This window comes from Actinocorallia sp. A-T 12471 (assembly GCF_033875155.1).
Lineage (GTDB): Bacteria > Actinomycetota > Actinomycetes > Streptosporangiales > Streptosporangiaceae > Actinocorallia.
In genome coordinates this window covers 227,853-246,688 of sequence record NZ_JAWZTE010000013.1, presented here as the reverse complement: position 1 = coordinate 246,688, position 18,836 = coordinate 227,853, and the positions used below count along the sequence as shown (strand labels likewise).

The window sequence follows — 18,836 nt, the reverse complement described above, 5'->3', positions numbered from 1 at the left end:
TGCCGTCGAGGCCGCGAGCGTCCTGCGGAGGGTTCCGCTGCCCGCCTCCGACGCCGCCGCGATCCTTCGCCGCGAGCACGCCGACGCCGTCGCCGGGCTCGCCCGCGCCGAGGGCGTCATGGTGCGGGCGACCTGGCTCGACGGCGGCGCCGCGCCCGGCGGCCTGCTGCTCACCTGCCACCACTCGGTCACCGACGGGTTCTCCTGCCGCATCCTCGCCGACGACCTCGCCGCGGCCCTCGCGGCACCCGGCGAGCCGCTGCCCGAGGTGCCGACGTCCTTCCGCGCGTGGGCGCTCGGCCTCGCCGAGGCAGCCGCGGCCCGCGCGGACGAGGCCGACCTGTGGCGCGCGATCGTCGCGGACGGCGATCCCGTGCTCGGCGCGCGCGCCTTCGACCCGCGCCGCGACACCCGCGCGACGGTCAGGACCGTCGCGGTCACCCTCCCGGCCGACCTGTCGGCGGCGGTCGTCGGCGACGTCGCCGCGGCGTTCCACGCCGGCCCGGACGACGTGCTGCTCGCCGCGCTCGGCCTTGCCGTGCGGCGCTGGCGTGCCGCGCGCGGCGCGGACGTCCCTTCGGCGCTGGTGAACATCGAGGCGCACGGCAGGGAACAGCACCTCGTCCCCGACGCCGACCTCTCCCGGACCGTCGGCTGGTTCACCACCCAGTACCCCGCCCGCCTCGACGCGTCCGGAATCGACCTCGACGCCGCCTTCGCCGGCGGCCCCGACGCCGCCGTCATGGTGAAGCGCGTCAAGGAACACCTGCGCGCGCTGCCCGACCGCGGCGCGGGCTACGGCCTCGTCCGCTTCCTCAACGACGCCCCCGGACCCTGGCCCGAACCCCAGATCCTCGTCAACTACGTAGGCCGCGTCACCCCCACCGACTCCGACCCCCTCGGCTTCGCCGCCCTCTCCTTCGGCGGCGTAGCCCCCGCCGCCGACCCCGCCCTCCCCGCAGGCGCAGCCCTAGTCCTCAACATCGCCGCCACCGACACCCCTTCCCACCCACACCCCGAGCCCACAGCACAGGCTTCCGCAGCGCCCGACCGAGAGGTCCTCGAGCCGTCATCCGGGCCCGCAGCGCAGGCCGCTGAGGGCCAGGCCGAGGTTTCCGGGCGGTCGTCCGAGCCCGCAGCACGGGCTTCCGACCGCGCGGTCCCCGAATCGTCATCCGAGCCCGGCACGCGGGCTGCTGAGGCCCTGGTCCCCGGGTCGTCACCGGAGCTCGGGGTGCGGGCCGGTCAGGGTCGGGCCCCAATTTCCGGGCGGTCGTCCGAGCCCGCAGCGCGCGCTGCTGAGGGCCAGGCCGTTTCTTCCGAGCCCCGGGAGTGGGGTCCTGAGGGGCAGGGGCGTGGGCGGTCTGGGACGGAGCTTGTGGTTCGGGCGCAGTTTGCTGAGGCGCTGTTCACGGAGGACGAGGTTGTTGAGCTCGTCGGGCTGTGGCGTGCGGCGCTCGGGGCGGTCGTGCGGGCGGTGCGGGATGGGGGTGGGGGCGGGCGTACGCCGTCTGATCTGGCGCTTGTGCGTGCTGAGCAGGCCGATGTGGAGCGTTGGGAGGCGGTTTATCCCACTCTGTCGGATGTGCTGCCGTTGTCGCCGTTGCAGGAGGGGTTGCTGTTCCATGCGCGGTTCGACGCGGAGGCCGCCGATCTGTACGCGGTCCAGCTCGTCGTCGACCTTCGGGGGCCGCTGGACTTCGCGCGCTTGCGGGGCGCGGCCCGGGCGCTTCTTGACCGGCATCCCGTGTTGCGGACGGCGTTCGCCGACACCGGGGCGGGCGATCCCGTCCAGATCGTGGTTGACGGGGTCGAGCCGAGCCTGCTGCGGCGTGATCTCGCGCCCGCCGACCTCCCGGCGTTCCTCGACGCCGACCGGCGCGCGCCCTTCGACCTGTCCCGCCCGCCGCTCCTGCGGCTGACCCTGCTGCGGCTCGGTGACGACGACCACAGGCTCGTCGTCACCAACCACCACCTCGTGCTCGACGGCTGGTCCACGCCCCTCATCGTCCGCGACCTGTTCGCCCTGTACGAGAGCGCGGACGTGCCGTCGGCGCGGCCGCGTCCGTACCGGGACTTCCTTGCCTGGCTCGCCCGCCGCGACCGGGCCGAGGCGCGCGCGGCCTGGGCCGACGTGCTCGACGGCGTCGCCGGGCCGACCCTCGTCGCGGGCCCGTCGGCGGGGGAGGAGGAGCCGGCCGAGGCGGTGGCGGCGCTCCCCGCCGAACTGACCGCTCAGCTCGACCGCGCCGCGCGCTCCACCGGCGTCACCCTGAACACCCTGCTGAACGCCGCGTGGGGAGTCGTCGTCGGCGGGCTGACCGGCAGCTCCGACGTGGTGTTCGGCGTGACGGTCTCCGGCCGCCCGCCCGAACTCGCGGGGGCGCAGGACATGGTCGGCCTGTTCGTGAACACCGTGCCGGTCCGCGTCCGCTGGTCGCCCGCCGACACCGTCGCCGCGCTGCTGCACAGGCTGCACGACGCGCACACCCGGGTCCTCGACCACCAGTACCTCGGCCTCACCGAGATCCAGGAGGCGGCCGGCGCGGACGGACCCCTCTTCGACACCCTGATGGTCCTCGAATCGTTCCCGCTCGAGACGTCGGGGCTGCTCGACCCGGCCCGCTCGGGCGGCCTGCGCGCGGTCCCCGGCTGGTCGCGCGGCTCGACCCACTACCCGCTGTCCCTCACCGCGCTTCCCGACGGCGACGTCCTCCGGATCAAGATCGAGTACCGCGCGGACGCGTTCCCCCGCGCGGCCGCCGAATCCCTGCTCGCCAGGGTCCACACGGTCCTCGCCTCCTTCGCGGCCGACCCCGACGCCTCTCTTTCCCGCCTTAACGCCCTATCCCAGGACGAACGTGCGCTCGTCGCCTCGTGGAGCGCCGCATCCGCCGCCCCCTCGGGAAGCGGGACGATCACCGCGTTGTGGGATGAACAGGTCGCGTGGTCGGCGGACGCCGTGGCGGTCTCCGGGGAGGGCGGGCCCGTCACGTTCGGCCTGCTCGACGCGCGCGCTGCCGGGCTCGCGGCCCGGCTCGGCGACCTCGGCGCGGGACGCGAAAGCCGGGTCGCGCTCGCGCTGCCGCGCTCGGCCGACGCGTTCGCCGCGATGCTCGCGGTCTGGAAGACCGGCGCGGCGACAGTCCCGCTCGATCCCGCGCACCCGCCGGCGAGGATCGCCGCGATCCTCGGCGCGGCGAGGCCCGATCTCGTCCTCACCACCGCCGACCTCGCCGCGCGGCTGCCCGCCGACGCCCCCGGCACCCGTGTCCTCCTCGACGACCCGGCCTCGTGGACCGGCGAGTCACGTCCGGCGGGGCCCGCGAGCCCGGACGCCGCCGCCTACGTCGTCTTCACGTCGGGCTCGACGGGGACGCCGAAGGGCGTCGTCGCGACGCACGGGGGAGTGGCGAACCTGGTCCGCGCCCACCGGGCGGCCCTCATGGACCCGGCGACGGCGCGGCTCGGCCGTCCGCTGCGGGTGCTCAACATGCTCTCGCTCGCCTTCGACGGCTCGGTCGACGCCCTCACCTGGATGCTGTCCGGCCACGAGATGCACGTCCTGCCCGACGCCCTCATGGGCGACGCCGAAGGGGTCGTGCGGCTGGTCAGGGAGCGGGCGATCGACCTTGTTGACGCGGCCCCGTCGTTCCTTGACGTGCTGCTCGCCGAAGGGCTGCTGACGGGTCCGTGGCGGCCGTCGGTGGTCGTCACCGGCTCCGAGGCGGTCGGGCCCGCGCTGTGGCGCGCGCTGGCCGAGGCGGATGTGACGGCGGTGAACTTCTACGGCCCGACCGAGACGACGGTCGACGCGACCTGGACCAAGATCACCGGAGTTTCCCCGCATATCGGGTGTCCCGTGGCTGGTCTGTCCGGTTACGTGCTGGATGCGGCGCTCACCCCGGTCCCGCCGGGCTGCCCGGGCGAGCTGTATGTGGCGGGCCCGGGTCTGGCGCGCGGCTACCTTGACCGTCCCGGGGAGACCGCCGCGCGCTTCGTCGCGGACCCCTTCGGCAGCGGAGGCCGCCTCTACCGGACAGGCGACCTAGCGCGCTGGACTCCGGATGGAACCCTTGAGTTCCTGGGCCGCTCCGACGACCAGGTGAAGATCCGTGGTTTCCGCGTGGAACCCGCCGAGGTCGAGGCGGCGCTGACCGCGCTGCCCGGCGTCGCACAGGCCGCCGTGGTCGTCCGCACCGACACCGGCCGCGCCCGCCTCGTCGCCTACGCCGTCCCCGACCCCGCGTCGGCCGCCCTCGATCCGGAGTCGCTGCGGAAGAACCTGCGAGCGCGCGTGCCCGACCACCTCGTGCCCGAGGCCGTCGTGCTGCTCGATGCCCTGCCGCTGTCCCCGCACGGCAAACTCGACCGGCGCGCCCTACCCGCACCCGCCGCACAGCACGGAACCGGAGGAAAGCCCCGAACCGCGACCGAAAAACTCGTCGCCGACCTCTTCACCGACGTACTCGGCCTCACCGACATCGGCCTCACCGACAACTTCTTCACCCTCGGCGGCCACTCCCTCCTGGCCACCCGCCTCACCTCCCGACTACGCGCCGCCCTCGGCCACGACATCTCCATCCGCGCAATCTTCGACACCCCGACCATCACCACCCTCGCCACCCACCTGGACACCCTCACCCCCAACACCAACCGCACCACCCCCCTCACCCCACCCGCCGCCACCACCCACCGTGCCGCGCACCCTGCCGCGCTCGCGGCCGACGCGGACCGTGGCGCGCACCTCGACTCGGTTGCCGTCGCCGCCGACCTCGTCGCGCACCCCAACCCGCTCGCGGCCGATGCCGACCGTGCCGCGCTTCTTGACGCGCTCGCCGCCGACTCCGACCGTGCCGTAGGCCCCGACGCCCTCGCGGCTGGTGCCGACCGTGGCGCGCACCTCGACGCGCTCGCGGCCGACGCCGGCGATGCCGCGCACCCTGACCCGCTCGCGGCCGGTGCCGCAGGGGTCGCGCGCCCTGCCGCGCTCGCGGCCGACGCGGACCGTGCCGCGCACCGCGACCCCCTCGCGGCCGATGCCGACCGTGCCGCGCTTCTTGACGCGCTCGCCGCCGACTCCGACCGTGCCGCAGACCCTGACGCCCTCGCGGCTGGTGTCGACCGTGCCGCGCACCTCGACGCGCTCGCGGCCGACGTCGGCGATGCCGCGCACTCTGGTGCCGACGGGGTCGCGAGCCCTGTGGCGCTCGCTGCCGAAGCCGACCGGCTTGCGGGACGGAAGCGTGGGCGGGGGGAGGCTCGGGGCCGTTCGGCCGGGGCGGGGGTTCGGGCTGGGCTTGTGCGGGGGGAGTGGACGGCGGGGCCGCCTGCGTCGTCGGCGCAGCGGAGGTTGTGGTTCCTTGATCGGCTTGAGGGGCCGTCCGCGACCTACAATCTGCCGTTCGCGGCCCGGCTCAGTGGGCCGCTCGATTCCGAGGCGCTGCGCGCGGCGTTCGGCGACGTTGTCGCGAGGCATGAGAGCCTGCGCACGGTTTTTCCCGATATGGGCGGTGTGCCGGTTCAGCGGGTGCTTCCCGAGGTTGACGTGCCGTTCACGGTCGCCGACACGACCGAGGACGCGGTGGGCGGGGAGGTTCGGGCGTTCTGTGCGCGGCCATTCGACCTCGGGGCCGAGCCGCCGCTTCGGGTGCTGCTGTTGCGGCTCTCGGCCGAGGAGCATGTGCTGGCGTTCAGCGTCCACCACATCGCGGGGGACGAGGGGTCGACCGGGCCGCTGCTGCGCGACCTGTCGGACGCGTACGCGGCGCGGCTGTCCGGCGCGGCCCCGGACTTCGCCGAGCTGCCCGTCCAGTATGTCGACTATGCCCTGTGGCAACAGCGCCTGCTCGGCGACCCGGACGCCCCGACCGCGCTCGCCGAGCGCCAGCTCGCCCACTGGAAGGACGCCCTCGACGGGCTGCCCGAGCAGATAGCCCTTCCCGTTGACCGTCCGCGCGGGGCGGTCTCGGGCGGTGCGGGGCGTGTGCGGGCGGAGGTGCCCGCGGCGACGCGCGCGGCGCTGCGTCCGCTGCTCGCCGAGACCGGGGCGAGCGACGCGATGCTCGCGCACGCCGCGGTCGCCGCGCTGCTGCACCGGCTCGGCGCGGGTGACGACGTCCCGCTCGGCGCGCTCATCTCCGGCCGGACGGAACCCGCGCTCGAACCCCTCGTCGGCTTCTTCGTCAACACAGTGGTGCTGCGCGCCGACCTGTCCGGCGACCCGACCCCGCGCGAGCTGCTGCGCAGGGTCCGCGCGGCCGCGCTCGACGCCTACGCGCACGCCGACGTCCCGTTCGAGTCGGTGGTCGAGGCGGTCAACCCCGCGCGCGCGACGGGCCGCCACCCGCTGTTCCAGGTCCTTGTCGACCACTGGACCCCGTCCGGCGACGAACCCGGCCTCACCGGCCTGTCCGTCAGCGCGCTGGAACCCCCGGCCCCGGACGCCGCGAAGTTCGACCTCGCCTTCGGCTTCACCGCCGACCCGGGCTCCGGCGCGCTGCGCGTCTCCGCCGAGTACGCCGCGTCCCTGTTCGACCGCACGACCGTCGCGGGCCTCCTCGAGAGGCTCGCCCGCCTCCTCGCCGCGATGGCCGAGCACCCGGACACCCCGCTGCGCGACCTCGACGTCCTGTCAGACGACGAACGCAGCACCCTCCTGCACACGTGGAGCGGCGCGGCCGACCAGCGCGCGGCGACCGGCACCCTGACGGACCTGTGGGCGGAACGCGTCAGCGCGGCCCCGGACGCCGAGGCCCTGCACGACGCCGACGGCCCGGTCACCTACGCCGAAGCCGACGCCCGCGCAACACATCTCGCCGCCCACCTCGCCTCCCTCGGCGCGGGCCCCGAGGAACGCGTCGCCGTCGCCCTCCCGCGCTCGGCGGACGCCGTCATCGCCATGCTCGCCGTCTGGAAGACCGGCGCCGCGACCGTCCCCCTCGACCCCGCCCACCCCACCGACCGCCTCACCACGATCCTCACCGAATCAAACCCCCGCGCCATCATCACCACCCCCACCCTCGCCACCCCCCTCACCCAAGACGACATCCCCACCCTCCTCCTCAACACCGCCGCCAGAACGACCAACGCACCGGTCGCCGACGGCATACCGGTCGTCCGCCTTGACGCCCCGGCCACGAGTGCCAGCGCGGCGCTCGGCGACGACGTGCCCGACGTCCGCGTTGACGCCCCGGCTAGCCCGCCTAGTCCGCCTAGCCCAGCTAGCGCGGCTAGCCCGGCTAGCCCGGCTAGCGCGGCGGTCGGCGACGGCGTGCCCGTCGTCCGCGTTGACGCCCCGGCTAGCCCGCCTAGTCCGCCTAGTCCGCCTAGTCCGCCTAGTCCGCCTAGTCCGCCTAGCCCGGCTAGTGCGGCTAGTGCGGCTAGCGCGGCGGTCGGCGACGGCGCGCCCATCGTCCGCCTTGACGGCGAGGCAAGGGCGGCCAGCGCGGCGGGCGCTGACGGCGTGCCCGTCGTCCGCGTTGACGCCCCGGCTAGCCCGCCTATCCCGGCTAGCCCGCCTATCTCGGCTAGCGCAGCTATCCTGGCTATACTGCCTAGTCTCGATAGCGCGCCTAGCGCCGCTAGCGCCGCTAGCGCGGCGGGCGGCGATGGTGTGTCTGGTGTTGGGCTTGGTGGGGCGGGGGTGGTGGGGCCTGGGGCGGCGGCCTATGTGGTGTTCACGTCGGGGTCGACGGGGCGGCCGAAGGGGGTTGTGGCGGCGCATGGTGGGGTTGCGAGCCTTGCTGTCGCGCATCGTGCCGCGTTCATGGAACCGGAGAGGGTGCGGCTTGGGCGTTCGTTGCGGGTGTTGAACATGTTGTCCCTTGCGTTCGACGGGTCGGTGGACTCGCTGCTGTGGATGCTCGCCGGGCACCGGATGGACGTCCTGCCCGACGCGCTCATGGGCGATGTCACCGGGATCGTCGCGTATGTCCGCGATCATCGGATCGATGTGGTGGACGCGTCGCCGTCACTGCTGGAACAGCTCATCGCCGAAGGGCTGCTGACGGGTCCGTGGCGGCCCTCGGTGGTCGTCACGGGCTCCGAAGCGGTCGGTACTGCGCTGTGGCGCGCCCTCGCCGAGGCGGATGTGACAGCGGTGAACTTCTACGGCCCGACCGAGACGACGGTCGACGCCACCTGGGCCCACATCACCGGCGAAGCACCGCACATCGGACGTCCCGTAGCCGGACTTGCCTCCTACGTGCTCGACGCGAGGCTGCACCCGGTCCCCGTCGGCGTCCCCGGCGAGCTGTACGTCGCGGGCGCGGGCCTGGCGCGCGGCTACCTCGACCGTCCGGGCGAGACCGCCGCCCGCTTCGTCGCCGACCCCTTCGGCACCGGAGGCCGCCTCTACCGCACAGGCGACCTAGCGCGCTGGACGCCGCAAGGAACCCTCGAGTTCCTGGGCCGCTCCGACGATCAGGTGAAGATCCGCGGCTTCCGCGTGGAACCCGCCGAGGTCGAGGCAGCCCTGACCGCATTGCCGGAGGTCGCCCAGTCCGTCGTCCTCGCCGGTAAGGACGGCGATTCCGTGCGCCTCGTCGGCTATGTCGTGCCCGCACCCGGGACGACCCCCGACCCGGCGACGCTCCGCGCGGCCCTCCGGCCGATCCTGCCCGCGCACCTCGTCCCGTCGGCGGTCGTCGTCCTCGACGCCCTCCCGCACACCCCGCACGGCAAGCTCGACCGTAACGCCCTGCCCGCCCCGTCCTTCACCGGCGGCGGCACCGCCCCGCGCACCCCGTCAGAAGAACTCGTCGCCAGCCTGTTCACCGAGGTCCTCGACGTCACCGCCCCCGGCGCCGACGACTCCTTCTTCGACCTCGGCGGCCACTCCCTGCTCGCGGCAAGGCTGCTGGCGAGGCTGCGCGCCGAGACCGGCCGCACCCTCCCGCTGCGCACGGTCTTCGACGACCCCACGGTCTCCGGCCTCGCCGCCGCGCTCGACGCCGCGACCCCCCAGCCCGTGACCGTCCCGCTCGAACCACGCCCCAGGCCCGCACGGCTCCCGCTGTCCCCGGCCCAGGCCCGGCTGTGGTTCCTGCACCGGCTGGAAGGCCCGTCCGGCACCTATAACGTGCCGTTCGCGGCACGGCTGCGCGGCCCGCTCGACGTCGCCGCCCTCACCGAGGCCCTGGCCGACATGGCGGCCCGCCACGAGACCCTGCGCACCGTCTTCCCGGACGACGACGGCACCCCCTACCAGCACATCCTCCCGCCAGGACCGGTAGCCGCGCCGGTCACCGACATCCCCGAGGAGGAGATCGAGCCCCGCGCGTCGGAGATCGCCGCCCGGCCCTTCGACCTCGAACACACCCCGCCGCTGCGCGCCGAACTCCTGCGCGTAGCCCCCGAAGACCATGTCCTGGTCCTCGTCGTCCACCACATCGCGGGCGACGACTGGTCCACCGGCCCCCTGCTCGCCGACCTGTCCGCCGCCTACCGCGCGCGGCTGTCCGGCGCGGCCCCCGGCTGGGACCCGCTGCCCGTCCAGTACGCCGACTACACCCTCTGGCAGGACGCGGCCCTCGGCTCGGTCGACGACCCGGACAGCGCCCTCACCGCGCACCTCGCGCACTGGAGGTCGGCCCTCGCCGGGATGCCGGAAGAACTCGCGCTGCCCGCCGACCGGACGAGGCGCGGCGGCCCGGGCGGGCTCGTCGCCTTCCCAGTGCCCGCCGAGACCGTCGCGGGACTGCGCGCGCTCGCGCGGGAGTCGGGGGCGAGCGAGTTCATGGTCGTCCAGGCCGCCGTGAGCGCCCTGCTGCACCGGCTCGGCGCGGGCACGGACATCCCCCTTGGAGCGCTCAACGCGGGCCGTGACGACGCCGCGCTGCACGACCTCGTCGGCTTCTTCGTCAACACCGTGGTCCTGCGCACTGACGTCTCCGGCGACCCGACCGCGCGCGGCCTGCTCGCCCGCGTCCGGGAGACCGCGCTCGCCGCCTACGCGCACGCCGCCGCCCCGTTCGACCGGGTCGTGGAGGCGGTCAACCCGCCGCGCGCGGCGGGCCGCCACCCGCTGTTCCAGACGATGGTCGACTTCAGGACCGCCGCGCCCGCCGCACCCGGCCTGCCCGACGTCGAGGTGACGGTGCTGTCCGGCGCAGCCGCCGCTGGCGCGAAGTTCGACCTCGCCGTCAACTTCGGCCCGCTGCCCGACGGCTCCTACGACGGCACCATCGAGTACGACGGCGGCATGTTCGACCACGCGACGGTCACCACCCTCGCCGCGCGGCTCGGCCGCGTCCTTGACGCGTTCGCCGCCGACCCCGACGTCCGCGTCTCCCGGATCGACGTGCTCGACCCGGCCGAACGCCGCCGTCTCGTCGCCGACTGGAACGCCACGGCAGCGCCCGTCCCGGACGCCACGGTCCCCGGCCTGTTCGCCGCGCGGGCCGCCGCGACCCCCGACGCCCCGGCCGTGGTGGACGGCGACCGCGTCCTCACCTACGCCGAACTCGACAGCCGGGCCGACGACGTCGCCGCGGCCCTCCTCGCGCGCGGCGTCGGCGCGGAGGACATCGTGGGCGTCCACCTCGACAGGTCAGCCGAGCTCGTCGCGGTGCTGCTCGGCGTCCAGCGGACCGGCGCGGCGTTCGTCCCGCTGGAACCGGCGTGGCCCGACCGCCGCTACGCCGACGTCCACGCCACCGCGCGGCTGCGCGCGGTCGTCAGCGCCACCGGCGAGGGCCTGCCGGAAGGCGTCCCCGTGCTCCGCACCGACGAGATCGGCAAGGCCGCCGCCCCCGTCGTCCCCGCGCCCCTGCACGGCGACGGCCTCGCCTACGTCATCTACACCTCGGGCTCCACCGGGACCCCGAAGGGCGCGATGATCTGCCACCGCGCGATCGCGGCGCGCCTGCTCTGGCAGGAGCGCATGCTCGGGTTCGGGCCCGGCGACGCCGCCCTGTTCAAGGCCCCGCTCGGCTTCGACATCTCGGTGAACGAGATCTTCCTGCCGCTGGTGACCGGCGCGACGGTCGTCGTCGCCGAGCCGGGCGGGGAACGCGACGTGGAGTACCTGCTCGACCTGATCGTCAGGCACCGGGTGAGCTTCACCTACCTCGTCGCGTCGATGCTCGACATGCTCCTCCAGCTCGACGGGATCGGCGCGGCGGTCCCCACGCTCAAGCACGTCTGGTGCGGCGGCGAGGCCCTGACCCCCGACCTGTTCGCCAGGTTCCGCGCGACCCTCGACGCCGTCATGTACCACGGGTACGGCCCCGCCGAGGCGACGATCGGCGTCAGCCACCAGTTCTATCGGGACGGCGAGGAACGCCACGGCATCAGCATCGGCCGGCCCAACCCCAACACCCGCATCCACGTGCTCGACGCGGCGCTCAACCCGGTGCCGGTCGGCGTCCAGGGTGAGCTGTACACCGGGGGCCTGCCGCTCGGCCGCGGCTATGTGGGCGATCCGGGACAAACTGCCGCGAAGTTCGTCGCCGACCCCTGGACGCCCGGCGAGCGCCTGTACCGGACCGGCGACCTGGCCCGCTGGGCCCCGGACGGCACCCTCGAATTCCTCGGCAGGGCCGACCATCAGGTGAAGATCCGGGGGATGCGGGTCGAGCTGCAGGAGATCGAGGCCGCGCTCGGCGAGCACCCGGCGGTCCGCCAGGCCGTCGTGGTCGTGCTCCGCAACGCGGCGGGGGCCGACAGGCTCGTCGGCTACGTCGTCGCGCGGTCCGGCGCGGAGTTCGACCCGGCCGAGTTGCGGTCGTGGGCGGGCGGACGGCTGCCCGAGCACATGGTGCCCTCGGTGCTCGTGCCGCTGCCCGCGTTCCCGCTGATGCCGTCGGGCAAGGTCGACCGGCGCGCGCTGCCCGAGCCGGAGACCGAGACGACGTCGCGCGCGGCGGGCACCGAGACCGAGCAGCTGGTCTGCGGCGTCGTCGCCGACCTGCTCGGCCTCGACAAGGCGGGGCCCGACGACGCGTTCTTCGCGCTCGGCGGCGACAGCATCGTCTCGATCCGCCTCGTCGCCCTGCTGCGCGCGGCGGGCCTGACCGCCTCACCGCGCGACGTGTTCGAGCACCGCACCCTCGGCGACCTGGCCGCCGCGCTCGCCGCCCGCCCGCGCCGCGCGACCCGCGCCACGAAGACGCTGCCCGCGACGGGCCGGGTCCCGCTCACCCCGCTCATGCGCGAGGTCATGGCCCGCGACGGCCTGCGCGCCCGCTTCGCGCAGACCGCCGTCCTGGAGACCCCGGACGACCTCGACCCAGCCCGCCTCGTCGCGGCCCTCGCCGTCCTGCTGAAGCGGCACGACGCGCTGCGCGCGGTGGTCACGCCCGACGGCGACGGCTGGGCCATGGAGATCCCCGTAGAAGCCCCCGAAGCCGCCTCGCTGCTCCGGCGGGTGGAGGCGGGCGCGTGGGGGACCCCCGAGGCGATCGCCCTCGTCGAGCGGGAGACCGCCGACGCCGTGGGACGGCTCGACCCGGCCCGCGGCGTGCTGCTCCAGGCCGTCTGGTTCGACGGGGGAGCCCACGGCGGACGCCTCGCGCTCGCCGTCCACCACCTCGCGGTCGACGGCGTCTCGTGGGGCGTGCTCGTGCCCGACCTCGCCGCCGCCTACGGGACAGGACCCGACCTCGGCCCGGCCGGGACCCCGTTCCGGCACTGGGCGCTCGGCCTCGTGGAGGCGGCCGCGCGGCCCGCGCGGGTCGCGGAGCTGCCGCTGTGGAAGGCGATGACGGAGGCCGACAGCGCACAGCTCGGCGCGCGGCCGCTCGATCCCGCGATCGACGTCGGCGCGACGCTCGACACCGTACGCGTCGCGGTCCCCGGCGCGACGGCCCGCGCGGTCCTCACCGACGTGCCCGAGGCGTTCTACGCGGGCCCGGACGACGTCATGCTCACCGCCCTTGCCCTTGCCGTCGCCGCGCGCACCGGACGTCCGGCGGTGCGGGTCGCGCTCGAAGGGCACGGCCGCGAGGAGAACGCGGTCCCGGGCGCTGACGTGTCGAGGACCGTCGGCTGGTTCACCGCCAAGTACCCGGTCGCGCTCGATCTAGCCTCCGTCGACGTGCACGACGCGCTCGCGGGCGGGCCGGACGCGGGCCGCGCCGTCAAGGCGGTGAAGGAGACCCTGCGGTCGGTGCCGGACCGCGGCCTCGGCTACGGGTTGCTGCGCCACCTCAACCCCGAGACCGCGCCCGACCTCGCGGCCGCCCCCGAACCGCCGATCCTCGTCAACTACCTGGGCAGGTTCGGCGGAAGCGCGGCAAGCGGCCCCTGGACCCAGTCGGCGGAGTTCGCGGCCCTCACCGGAACCGACGACCCGACGGCCCCGGCCGCCGCGCCGCTGGAGGTAACGATCCTCGCCGAGGACACCGACGACGGGCCGGTCCTGCGCGCCTCATGGACCTACCCCTCCGGGCTGTTCGCGCGCTGGGAGGTCGAGGCGCTCGCCGAGGCGTGGACCGTCGCGCTCGACGGGCTCGCCGCGCACGTCTCCGGCGACGGGCCCGTCGGCGGGCACACCCCGTCGGACATGGCGCTGGTCTCCCTCGACCAGGACCTTCTTGACTCCTTCGACGAAAGGTGGCGCACCCCGTGAGCAGGTCGAACGTCGAGGAGGTCCTTCCGCTCGCCCCCCTCCAGGAGGGCCTGCTGTTCCACGCGCTCACCGCCGCCGAGGCGGGCGGCGCGGCCGACCCGTACACCGTGCAGACCGTCGTGGACCTGGCCGGACCGCTGGACAGGGCACGGTTGCGCCGTGCAGCCGAGGCGCTGATCGAGCGGCACGCGGGACTGCGCGCCGCGTTCGTCACCGGCCCCGCGGGCGCGGTCCAGGTGGTGCTGCGGCGGGTCGCGGTGCCGTGGCGGGAGTGCGACGACCCCGCCGAGGCCGCCGCGCGGATCGCGGTCGAGCGGGCCCGCCCGTTCACGATGGACGAGCCGCCGCTGATCCGGTTCCTGCTCGCCCGCACCGGGCCCGCCGCGCACCGGCTCGCGGTCACCAGCCACCACATCCTGCTCGACGGCTGGTCGGGCCCGCTGCTGCTGCGCGACATGTTCCTGCTGTACGCGGGGGAGAACCCGCCGCGCCCGCGCCCGCACCGCGACCACCTCGCCTGGCTGAAGGCGCGGGACCGCGACGCCTCACGCGCGGCGTGGCGCGCGGCGCTAGACGGGCTCGCCGAACCCGTCATGCTCGTGCCCGAGGCCGCCGACCTTTCGTCCGGGCGGCCCGCCGAGGCGGTGCCCGTCCCGCTCGACGCGCGGACCGCGCACGGCGTCGCGGAGCTCGCGCGGGAGCACGGCGTCACCGTCGCGACGGTCATCCGGGCGGCGTGGGCGGTCGTGCTGGCCCGGCTGACCGGCCGGGCGGACACGGTGTTCGGCACGACGGTGTCCGGCCGTCCCGCCGACCTGCCGGGCGCGGACACGATGCTCGGCCTGTTCGTCAACACGGTCCCGGTGCGGATCACGCTCGACCCGTGGGAGACCGTCGGCGAACTCCTCGACAGGGTGCGCCGCGAACACGCCGCGACGGCCGACCACGAGTACCTGGGCCTCGCCGAGATCCAGTCCCTGACCGGCCTCGACCGCCTCTTCGACACCCTCCTCGTCGTCGAGTCCTACCCCGTGGACGAGGCCGAGATCGCCCACGTCCGCGCCACCGCGGGCGTCACCGTCACCGCCGTCGACACCCGCGACGCCACCCACTACCCCCTCAGCCTCCTGGCCCTTCCCGGCGATCCCCTCACCCTCACCCTCGAACACCGCCCCGACCTCCTCCCCACCTCCCGCGCCACCGAGGCCGCCACCCTCCTCGGGGACGTCCTCACCACCATGACCACATCCCCAACCGCCCTAGTCGCCTCCCTCGCCCGAGACGAAATCCCGACCGCCCCCACCCCGGCAGCCGCCTCCGCGCGGAACGCGACCGCGCCCTTGGAAGGGCCCACATGGGACCCGGTGGCCGCGTCCGTGCAGAACGCGTCCGCGCCGTCGCCCGCGTCGGGCCCGCTGGCCGCGTTCGTGCAGGACGTGACCGCGCCCTTGGAAGGGCCCACATGGGACCCGGTGGCCGCGTCCGTGCAGAACGCGTCCGCGCCGTCGCCCGCGTCGGGCCCGCTGGCCGCGTTCGTGCAGGACGTGAACACGCCCTTGGAAGGGCTCACACGGGGCCCGGTGGCCGCGTCCGCGCCGTCGTCCGCGTCGGGCGCGGTGGCCGGGTCCGCGCTGGGCGCGGGCGTGCTGTCGTCGGGCGGTGGGTTCGGGCAGGGGGGTTGGCAGGGGGTTGTGGAGTTGTGGCGGGGGAGGGTCGCGGGTGCGCCGGAGGCGCGGGCGTTGTCCGGGGAAGGGCCGGGGGCGCTGACGCTCGCGGAAGCGGATGAGCGGGCGGAGAGGCTTGCGCGGCATCTTGTGGCGTGTGGGGCGGGGGCTGAGGGGCGGGTGGCTGTGGTGTTGCCGCGTACGCCTGATGCGGTTGTGGCGCTGCTCGCGGTGTGGAAGGCAGGGGCCGTCGCGGTGCCGATCGATCCGGCGCATCCGGTGGGGCGGGTCGCCGATGTTCTCGCGCAGGCGCGGCCCGTGCTCGTGCTGACCACCGGGAGGCTGGCGGCGGGGCCGCTCGGCGAGGCGTTCGGCGCGCTGCCCGAGGCGCGGATGGACGAGCCGGACTCCTGGACGGGGCGGGAAGCCGCGCGCGGGCCCGTCGGTCCAGACTCGGCCGCTTATGTCATGTTCACGTCGGGTTCGACCGGGCGGCCCAAGGGCGTCGTCGCGACGCACCGCGCGCTGGCGAACCTCGCCGAGGCGCACCGGACCGCCCTCGTGGAACCCCTCGCCGCGTACCTGGGCCGCAGCCCGCGGGTGCTGCACCTGACGTCGTTCGCGTTCGACGCGTCCCTCGACCCCCTCGCCTGGCTGCTCGCCGGCGCCGAGGTCAGCATCCTGCCCGACGCGCTCATGGGCGATCCCGCCCGCGTCGTCGCCGAGACCGCCGCCCACGCGATCGACTTCCTGGAGACCACCCCCTCCTTCGCCGACCTGCTGCTCGCCGAAGGCATCCTCGCCGACCCGGAACCCGCCGACCTGCGGGAGCACAGCCCGGCACACGGGTCCCCGAGCGCCCGGGTGCCGGGCGGGCTCGCCGCCCTCGCCGTCGGCGCGGAGCCCGTGCCCCCGGACCTGTGGGCGCGGCTCAGCGCGCTGGACGGCCGCGCGGTGAACCTCTACGGGCCGACCGAGGCGACCGTCGACGCGACATGGACGCCGATCCGCGCCGACGCCGCCCCGCACATCGGACGGCCCCTCGCGGGCGTCGCCGTCCGCGTCCTCGACGGCTTCCTCCGCGAAGTCCCCGAGGGCGTCCCCGGCGAGCTGTACCTCGCGGGCGCGGGCCTGGCCCGCGGCTACCTCGACCGCCCGGGCGAGACCGCCGCCCGTTTTGTCCCCGACCCCCGGGGCTCGGGAACGCGCATGTACCGGACGGGCGACGTCGTCCGCCGCACCCCGGCCGGGACCCTCGAGTACCTGGGCCGCGCCGACGACCAGGTGAAGATCCGCGGCCACCGGGTCGAGCCCGGCGAGGCGCGGGCCGCCCTGGCCGCGCTGCCCGGCGTCGGTAACGCCGCGGTCGTAGCGCGCGCTGACGGCGGCGTCACCCGCCTCGTCGGCTACCTCACCCCGGCCCCGGGGGCGCGGCCCGACCCCGACGCGCTCCTCGCCGCCCTGCGCACGAGGCTGCCCGACCACCTGATCCCGGCCGCGCTCGTCGTCCTCGACGCGCTCCCGGTCACCCCGAACGGCAAGCTCGACCGCGCGGCCCTGCCCGCGCCCGCGTTCGCCGCCGCCGCGCCGCGCGAACCCGCGACCCCGACCGAGAAGGCCCTGTGCGCGATGTTCGCCGACCTCCTCGGCCTGCCCTCGGTCGGCCCGGACGACGCCTTCTTCGCGCTCGGCGGCCACTCGCTCCTCGCCGCCCGCCTCGCCGCCAGGGTCCGCCGCGACCTCAACGCCGACCTGCCGGTCCGCGCGGTGTTCCACGCCCCGACCCCCGCCGCGCTCGCCGACGTCGTCGAAGGCAGGGTCCCCGCCGACCCCGCCTCGGCCCTCGCCACGGTGCTCCCGCTACGGCGTGGCGAAGGCGTCCCGCTGTTCTGCGTGCATCCGGCGCTCGGCCTCGGCTGGCCGTACGCGGGCCTGCTCCCGCACCTCGGCCCGGACCGTCCGCTCTACGCCCTCCAGGCCACCGAGGCAGCAGGTCCGCAGACCCTCCAGGGGGTCGCCGCGCGCTACGCCGCGGCGATAGCCGACGAGGTGCCTGAGGGTCCCGTCCATCTGCTCGGCTGGTCCCTCGGCGCACCCCTCGCCCACGCCGTAGCGCGCGCGCTTGGCCGCGCCGGACGCGACGTGCCCGTCCTCATCCTCCTCGACGGCTACCCGGGCGTAGGCGAGCCCGACGGCACCACCCCCGAGGAGTTCCTCGCCGCCCTCCGCGCACGCCTAGGCGGCCTCCTCGCGGGCCTGCCTGACGCCAGGGTGCGCGCGGTCGCCGCGAGCCTCCACGCCACCGCGAACCTCGACACCGCCGACGTCGAGGGCGTCTTCCCCGGCCGTGCCGTGCTCATCCAGGCGAGCCCCGACGACCCCGCCCACCCCGTGGACCCGTCCCTCTGGACGCCCTACCTTGCCGAACCCCCACAGATCGCCCGCGTGGACGTCCCCCACGCGGACCTCATGACCCCGGCTGCGCTCGACGCCGTCGGCCCCCTGGTCGCCGCCGCGCTGCGGTCCGGCGACACCCTCTCCCCTGAGATGAAAGGCACCACCCAGTGAGCGACGTGACAGGCCGCTTCGGCGGCTCCCCCCTCACCCGCAGATCCTTCCTCCTCACGCTGTCGGCCGCGGCGCTCACCGCGGCCTGCGGCGGTGGGGAGGACACCCCCGAGACCACGCCGTCGGGCGGGGCGGCCGCGGGCTTCCCGGTGACGATCAACGGCAAGGAGGGCAAGACCGTCCTGCAGTCCGCGCCGAGCCGGGTCGTCAGCGTCGGGTTCCTGCGCGACACCGACGAGGCCGTCTCGCTCGGCGTCGTGCCGGTCGCGGTCACCCCCGCGATCAACTTCCCGTCGGGCCTGCCGCCGTGGGTCGAGGCGAAGCTCGGCGGCAAGGCCCCCGAGCAGCTCGCCTACGAGGACAGCCTCCCGTTCGAGAAGATCGCGGCCCTCACGCCCGACCTCATCCTCGCGACGGACAGCTACGGCCTCGCCGACGACTTCGCCGACCTGTCGGCGATCGCCCCGACCCTGTCGTACGAGAAGGACGTCGCCGAGGACTCCTGGCAGACCCGGGCGACCCGCATCGGCCAGGCGCTCGGCAAGGGCGACGAGGCGGCCCAGCTCGTCAAGGACGTCTCGGACCGCATCACCAAGGTGAAGGAGGACAACAAGGCGCTGTTCGCGGGCAAGACGTTCACCTTCAGCCTGCTCAACGCCGAAGGCTCCCTCGCCACCGTCACCCTGGCCGAGGACGCGTCCGCGAAGTTCCTGTCGGAGCTGGGCCTGACCCTGTCGGACAAGGTGACGAAGCTGCCGCAGGCCGGCCCGGCCGGGCGCGCGGTCGTCTCGCCGGAGCGCACCGACGTGCTCGACGCCGACATCGTGCTGTTCTCGTTCCGCAACGAGGACGAGCGCAAGAAGGTCGAGGGCGACCGGCTCTTCCAGGGCCTGGACGCCGTCAAGCGCGGCGCTTACGTCCCGCTCGACGTCGGGACCGCGCTGTCGATGGCGTTCCCGTCGACGCTGAGCATCCCGTACGCGCTCGACAAGATCGTGCCGCAGCTCGTGGCCGCCGCGGGCAAGGTCTGA

Annotated in this window: 3 protein-coding genes (1 of these 3 only partly in view); all 3 read left to right on the top strand. The window is 75.1% G+C overall.

Annotation, left to right across the window (positions count from 1 at the left end):
• Tightly spaced (each overlapping or abutting the next), the 3 genes in view from R9X44_RS29975 to R9X44_RS29965 form a layout consistent with a single transcriptional unit that may run on beyond the window.
• Nucleotides 1–13,573: the 3' portion of a non-ribosomal peptide synthetase gene (locus R9X44_RS29975; RefSeq protein WP_319817689.1), read on the top strand. It extends 3,632 nt beyond the left edge of the window; 13,573 of the gene's 17,205 nt are visible here — the last part of the coding sequence; the start codon falls outside the window, past its left edge; the stop codon is at nucleotides 13,571–13,573.
• A complete protein-coding gene (locus R9X44_RS29970) occupies nucleotides 13,570–17,805 on the top strand; it encodes an amino acid adenylation domain-containing protein (RefSeq protein WP_319817688.1) in 4,236 nt (1,411 codons plus the stop codon). The genes R9X44_RS29975 and R9X44_RS29970 overlap by 4 nt, the downstream gene beginning before the upstream one ends.
• Nucleotides 17,802–18,836, top strand: a complete 1,035-nt coding sequence (locus R9X44_RS29965) for an ABC transporter substrate-binding protein (protein ID WP_319817687.1) — start codon at nucleotides 17,802–17,804, stop codon at nucleotides 18,834–18,836. Before R9X44_RS29970 ends, R9X44_RS29965 begins: the two co-directional genes overlap by 4 nt.